This is a genomic window from Streptomyces atriruber, assembly GCF_001418325.1.
GTDB lineage: Bacteria > Actinomycetota > Actinomycetes > Streptomycetales > Streptomycetaceae > Streptomyces > Streptomyces atriruber.
Genome location: NZ_LIPN01000323.1, coordinates 1 through 5401 on the forward strand (window position 1 = coordinate 1; position 5401 = coordinate 5401).

Here is a 5401-nt window from a genome sequence, read left to right on the forward strand (position 1 = left end):
GGGCGGGGGCGGGAGCCACGGGGGCCTTGGCCGGATGGGGGTTCGTGTCGTTGCTCGGCGCGGTCGCGTGCGTCGGGTGCGACCGGTTCTTCGGGCTCACGTCCGGGTGGATGCGGGACGTGGCGACCGCGCAGGCCGTGCAGCGGCGTCTCCAGGTGCTGCAGTTCGACTGGGCCTCGGAGAGCGTGCGGGAGGTCCTCGGGCCCACGGAGGGCACCGCGGGAGAGGCCGCCGAGCGGTGCCTCGGGGTGCTGCGGAAGTTCACCGACGACGTGACGGAGCTCGTCCGGGCGGAGACCTCGGACTGGATGGTGGAGTTCCGGGCCGGGCCCGTGCCGCTCGCCATGCAGGCGATGGTGCCGAGCGGGTCGCCCCGGGAGGCGCCGGTCTCCCCCGGGCGGTTCCCGCTGCCGCCCGGGGCCCGGCCGAACATGCCGCGGCAGCGGCCGCCCGAGCCCCGGTGAGGCGGAAGCCCGGCGTCCCGCGTCGTGACGGCCCGCCTACTTGCGCCAGAACAAGTGGTGCGTCACCCCGCTCGGGCTCGGCACGACCTCCAGGTGGTAGCGGTCGCACAGGTCCTCGGGCGAGTTCCAGAGCCGCACCCCGGACCCGAGCTTCAGCGGCGACACCGCCACGTGCAGCGTGTCCACCAGGCCCGCCTCCAGGAACTCGCGGACGATCGTGGGGCCGCCGCCGAGCCTGACGTCCTTGCCCTGCGCCGCCTCCTTCGCCCGCTCCAGGACCGTGGCCGGGTCGCCCGCGACGAAGTGGAACGTGGTGTCGGAGAGCGTGAAGGACGGGCGCTCGTGGTGGGTCATGACGAACACGGGGGTGTGGAAGGGGGGCTCGTCGCCCCACCAGCCGCGCCACTCGTGGTCCTGCCAGGGGCCCCGCTGGGGGCCGAACTTGTTGCGGCCCATGATCTCGGCGCCGATGTTGTGGCTGAAGTCGCGGGTGAAGTAGTCGTCGAGGCCACGGGTCCCGCCGGGATCCGTGCGGTTCGGCCAGCTCGCCGTCGCGCCGGCCCAGGCGGCCAGCTCCCTGGGGTCGGCGTGGCCGAACGGGCGCTCCAGGCTCTGGCCCTCTCCGGTGCCGAAGCCGTCCTGCGACACCATGAAGTTCTGGACCTTCAGCAGCTGCTGCCGCTCCGGTTTCCGGTTCACGTGGCTCCTCCTGTGTGTGTACGCGCGTACGACAGTCAGACCCGGCGGGCCGCCCGAACTCATCGCCGGAGCCGGTCCGGCCCTAGCTGTAGATGATCATCGAACCCTGTGCCAGGCTCCGCGTCGCCGCCGCGTGCAGGCCCAGCCAGACGTGGCGCTCGCGTGCGAAGGGGCTCTCGTCCGGCGGGGACGGGGCCGCGGGCTCCTCCAGGGACGTGGGGGCCGACGGCGGGGCCGGGGCCAGCGGGGGATTCGCCGGGTCTATGCCGATCGACGGGGCGACGTACTCCAGCTCGCGCAGGAGCGCGTGGGAGGAGCCCAGCGGGCCGCCGCCCGCGAGGAGCTCGTCGTTGGAGAGGGGGGCCGGGAAGTCCACGGGGACGTACGCGCCCGCGTGGTCGTAGTGCCAGACGAGGTGCGACTGCTGGGCCGTGGCGTCGAACATCTCCAGGAGCTGTTCGTAGTCACCGCCCAGTTCGTCCACGGGCGTGACCTCCAGGCCGCAGATCTGCAGGAGGTAGGCGCGGCGCAGGAAGTGCAGCGCGTCGTAGTCGAAGCCCGCGACCGGGGCGACGTCGCCGGACAGGCCCGGCATGTAGGCGAAGACGGGGACGGGCGGGAGGCCCGCCTCGTGCAGTGCCTTGTCGTAGACGGCGAGCTCTTCCGCGAACGGATTGTCGGCGCTGTGGCACAGCACGTCGACGAGCGGGACCAGCCACAGGTCGCAGGCCAAGAAGGTCTCCTCGGGTCGGGTCGGGCGGCAGGGACGTACGGGACCGCAGGAACGTACGGGACTGCAGGAACGTACGGAACGTCATCTCGCGTGCAGGCAGCGTAGTCGTGCTCCCCGTCCCCTAACTGCCCCTGCGCAGGTCCCATATCCATACGCCGTCTACCCACTTTCCGGGACGCCCAAGGAGCGCGTCCACGGTCGCGCGCAGTTCTCGGTCGTTCTGCTGCGGGGCCAGGACGAGGAGGCCCGCCTTCCAGTACTCCAGGTCCTGGCGCACCGCCTCGCGCCAGGCGGGCGTGACCTCGGGGACGCGGCCCGAGGAGCGGACGTCCCGCAGGAGGTTCGAGGTATTGCGGGGCGAGGGGCCGTAGATGCCGATGCGGTCCGGGCCCCAGGGGCCGTTGAAGTAGCCGCCCGGGATGCGGAAGCCCAGCTCGGCGTCGACCTGCCAGTGCAGGCCCTCCGCGTTGGCGGGGTCGGGGACCGGCACGGGGACGAGGGTCTCGCCCTCGCCGAGGTACGAGCGCCAGGTGCCCTGCGCGATGAACGGCGGCACGTCGACCCGGTCCACGGCCTTGAGCGGCGCCGGGAGGACCGGCAGCAGCGCGAGGGCCACGGCCGCCGCCCCCGCGAATCGGTGCGTGCGCCGCGGAGCGAGCAGCAGACGGGCGAGCGCCAGCGCGAGCAGCATGCCGAGCGCCGGGGCGCACACCATCGCGACGCGCGACTCGATGACGGACTCGAAGAGGGGCCGGTCGGAGAGCGCCGCCCACGGTCCGGGCAGGACGACGTCCGTCAGCGGGATGCGGAACTTCGGCCCGAGCGAGAGCAGCGCGGCCGCGAGCACGGTGAACGCCAGCGCCTTGACGACCGCGCGCTCCCAGAGGCGTACGACGATCGCGAAGGCCAGGGCGGCGAGCGGCCAGCCGTAGAAGGCGTTCTGCTCGGTCGGGTTCATCGCGAGGTGGTCGGCGGTCTCGTGGCTGCCCGCGAGCGAGCGCTCCGCGAAGGAGAAGAAGGCGAGCGGGCTGTTGCCCGCGTTGTCGCCGTGCAGCACGCTCTGGTAGCTCTGCGGCCCGAAGAACTGCCAGTACAGGGGGAAGGCGACCAGGGGGATCGTGACCGCGAGGGCGATGGCGAGGCCCCGGGCGAGCGGGCGCCACGCGGCCCGTGCCACGTCCCTGCGCACGGCCGCGTACGCCAGGGCGAAGAGCAGCATGCCGAGCGCCGCGAGCAGCAGCGGCTCCTCGCCGAGGAAGATCTGGTACGTCGTGAAGAGGCCGAGGACGACCCCGTCGCGCACGACCCGGGTGCCCTCGCAGAGCCGCAGCGCCCGCTCGATGATCAGCGGGATCATGAACAGGACGATGAAGTTCGGGTGGGCGTTGGCGTGGCTGACCATCGGTGGCGCGAACGCGGCGAGGGCCGCGCCGACGGCGGCGGCGCCCCGGTGCGGGACGAGGCGTCTGCGGATCAGCACGTACCAGCTGACGGCGGTGGCCGCGAGGCCGCCCGTCATCGCGACGTTCAGGGCGACCGCGGGGCCGAGCAGCCAGGTCACGGGGGCGAGCGGCACGGAGAGGCCGAGCATGACCGTGTTGGCCATGAGGTTCACGCCGTCCGGGACGTTCTGGAGGGTGGTGAGCAGGGGGTTGTTCAGGTGGCGGACGTTGTCCGCCGTCACCGCGAAGAACCACTCCCACTGGTTCTGGTCCTGGAGGGAGTCGGGGATGTAGCGGTGGGCGGGCGCCACCCAGCGGCCCGAGTAGAGGGTGACCGAGAGGGCCAGGAAGAGGAGCGCGACCAGGAGGTCGGCGCGGCGGACCGCGCGGGCCTTGAGCATGGTCAGCTCGGCCAGGACCTTCACGTAGTCGAGGGGCCGGACCTTCGATCCCTCCTGGTGGGACCAGCGCACGGGCACCTCGGCGACGGGCCAGCCGGACCGCCGGAAGTACTGCAGTATCTCGACGTCTATGCCCCAGCCGTGCAGCCGGGACGCGGCGAACGCCTCACGGGCCCGGTCGCCGTCGAAGAGCTTGAATCCGCACTGGGTGTCGCGGATGCCGGGGACGGCGACCGTGCGTATGAGGAAGTTGCCGGTGCGTCCCAGCAGCTCGCGCAGGCGGTGCTGGTGGGCGCCGATGGTCGCGCCGGGGCGGGCCCGGGAGCCGATCGCGGCCGCGTGGCCGTCGGTGAGCGCCTTGTCGAGGTGGTCGAGCTCCTCGATGGGCGCGGCGAGGTCGGCGTCGGTGACCAGGACGCGGCGGCCGTACGAGGCGAGGACGCCGAGCCGCAGGGCGTGGCCCTTGCCGCGGTTGCGGCCGCCCCGCACGAGCTGGACGCGGGGGTCGGCGGCGGACGCCTCGGCGGCGATCTCCGCGGTGCCGTCGGTGGAGCCGTCGTCGACGACGATCAGCTCCCAGCCGCCCCGGTACGTCGTGTCGAGGTGGTCGCGGAGCGCGTCGAGCGTGGGGCCGAGGCGCTCCTCCTCGTTGTAGGCGGGAACGACGACTGACAGGTCCACACTCATGCAGCGGCCAGCCGCTCGATGAGGGACAGGGAGTGCGCGTTGTACTCGACGACGATCGCGTGGGCCGCCTCCGGGTCGCGGCGCACCAGGGCGTCGACGAGCTCGGTGTGCCGGGACCAGAGCAGACCGCGCAGGTCACCGCCCTTGATGTCGGTCCAGCGGCGGAGGTGGGTGACCGCGCAGACCCAGGACTTCACGCGCAGGCGGTGCAGGAAGTCGGAGAGGTAGGGGTTGCCGAAGAGGGCGCTGAGCTCGCGCCAGAAGCGGAGGTCGTAGCCGATCAGGACGGTCAGGTCGCCCGCGCAGGCGGCGCGGGCCGCCTCCTCGCCGCGGCGGCGCACGGAGAAGAGGGCGTCGGAGACGTCCCGGCGGGCGCCGTGGGCCGCGAGGTCGCGGAAGATGCCGTCGGCGACGAGGCTGCGGGCCTCCAGCATGCTGCGGTAGTCGTCCAGGGTGTGCTCGTGGACGCGGAAGCCGCGGTGCTGGTCGGCGTCGAGGAGGCCCTGGGCGGTGAGGTTCACCAGGGCCTCGCGGACGGGGGTCGCGGAGACGCCGTACTGCTCGGCGATCTCCTTGACCGTGAACTCCTGGCCCGGCTCGAGCCTGCCGGCCAGGACCTCGTCGCGGAGGGCGTCGGCGATCTGCTGGCGCAGCGTGCTGCGGATGACGGCGGGGCCGTCGGTGCCGGGCATCTGTTTCCCCCGCGGAGTCTGGCGTGGTCGTCTTGCTTACGAGCACGTCAGACTACGTGGTCCGGGTTCCACGGGGCCGGGGCCCTGTTGACAGGTACCCGGCACCGGGGGTGCGTCGGGGTGCACCGGGGCTGCACCGGGGCTGAGCCCGCCACCCGTGCCGTGCCGCGGCACGGATGGTGGGCGTGGCCGGGTGGTGGGCGTGGCCGGGCCGGTCCGCGTGGCTCGGCCGGTCCGCGTGGCTCGGATGGTGGGCGTGGCTCGGATGGGGGGGCGTGGCCCG

General features: G+C 73.1%; 5 protein-coding genes. 1 reads left to right on the forward strand and 4 read right to left on the reverse strand.

The window, feature by feature from the left end; genetic code table 11:
- Window positions 1–464 (forward strand): SLATT domain-containing protein (locus tag AOK03_RS29680; protein ID WP_157869111.1); only part of this gene is annotated, 464 nt, incomplete at its 5' end.
- A 36-nt stretch (window positions 465–500) separates the two neighbouring features.
- Here AOK03_RS29680 and AOK03_RS29685 read toward each other — a convergent pair.
- The 4 genes from AOK03_RS29685 to AOK03_RS29700 all read right to left on the reverse strand — a co-directional run bounded on the left by AOK03_RS29685 (window position 501) and on the right by AOK03_RS29700 (window position 5118).
- On the reverse strand, window positions 501–1115 hold the full coding sequence (locus AOK03_RS29685; protein WP_055568452.1) for a dihydrofolate reductase family protein: 615 nt from the start codon (window positions 1113–1115) through the stop codon (window positions 501–503).
- 130 nt (window positions 1116–1245) lie between these two features.
- On the reverse strand, window positions 1246–1896 hold the full coding sequence (locus AOK03_RS29690) for a hypothetical protein (RefSeq protein ID WP_055568449.1): 651 nt from the start codon (window positions 1894–1896) through the stop codon (window positions 1246–1248).
- Window positions 1897–2017: 121 nt separating this feature from the next.
- The gene (locus tag AOK03_RS29695) at window positions 2018–4426 is read right to left on the reverse strand and encodes a dolichyl-phosphate beta-glucosyltransferase (RefSeq protein ID WP_055568450.1); all 2409 of its coding nucleotides are present in this window, start codon (window positions 4424–4426) and stop codon (window positions 2018–2020) included.
- Entirely contained in the window at window positions 4423–5118 is a 696-nt protein-coding gene (locus AOK03_RS29700) for a GntR family transcriptional regulator (RefSeq protein WP_055568451.1), read from the reverse strand. Before AOK03_RS29700 ends, AOK03_RS29695 begins: the two co-directional genes overlap by 4 nt.
- Between the last annotated feature and the right edge of the window lie 283 nt (window positions 5119–5401).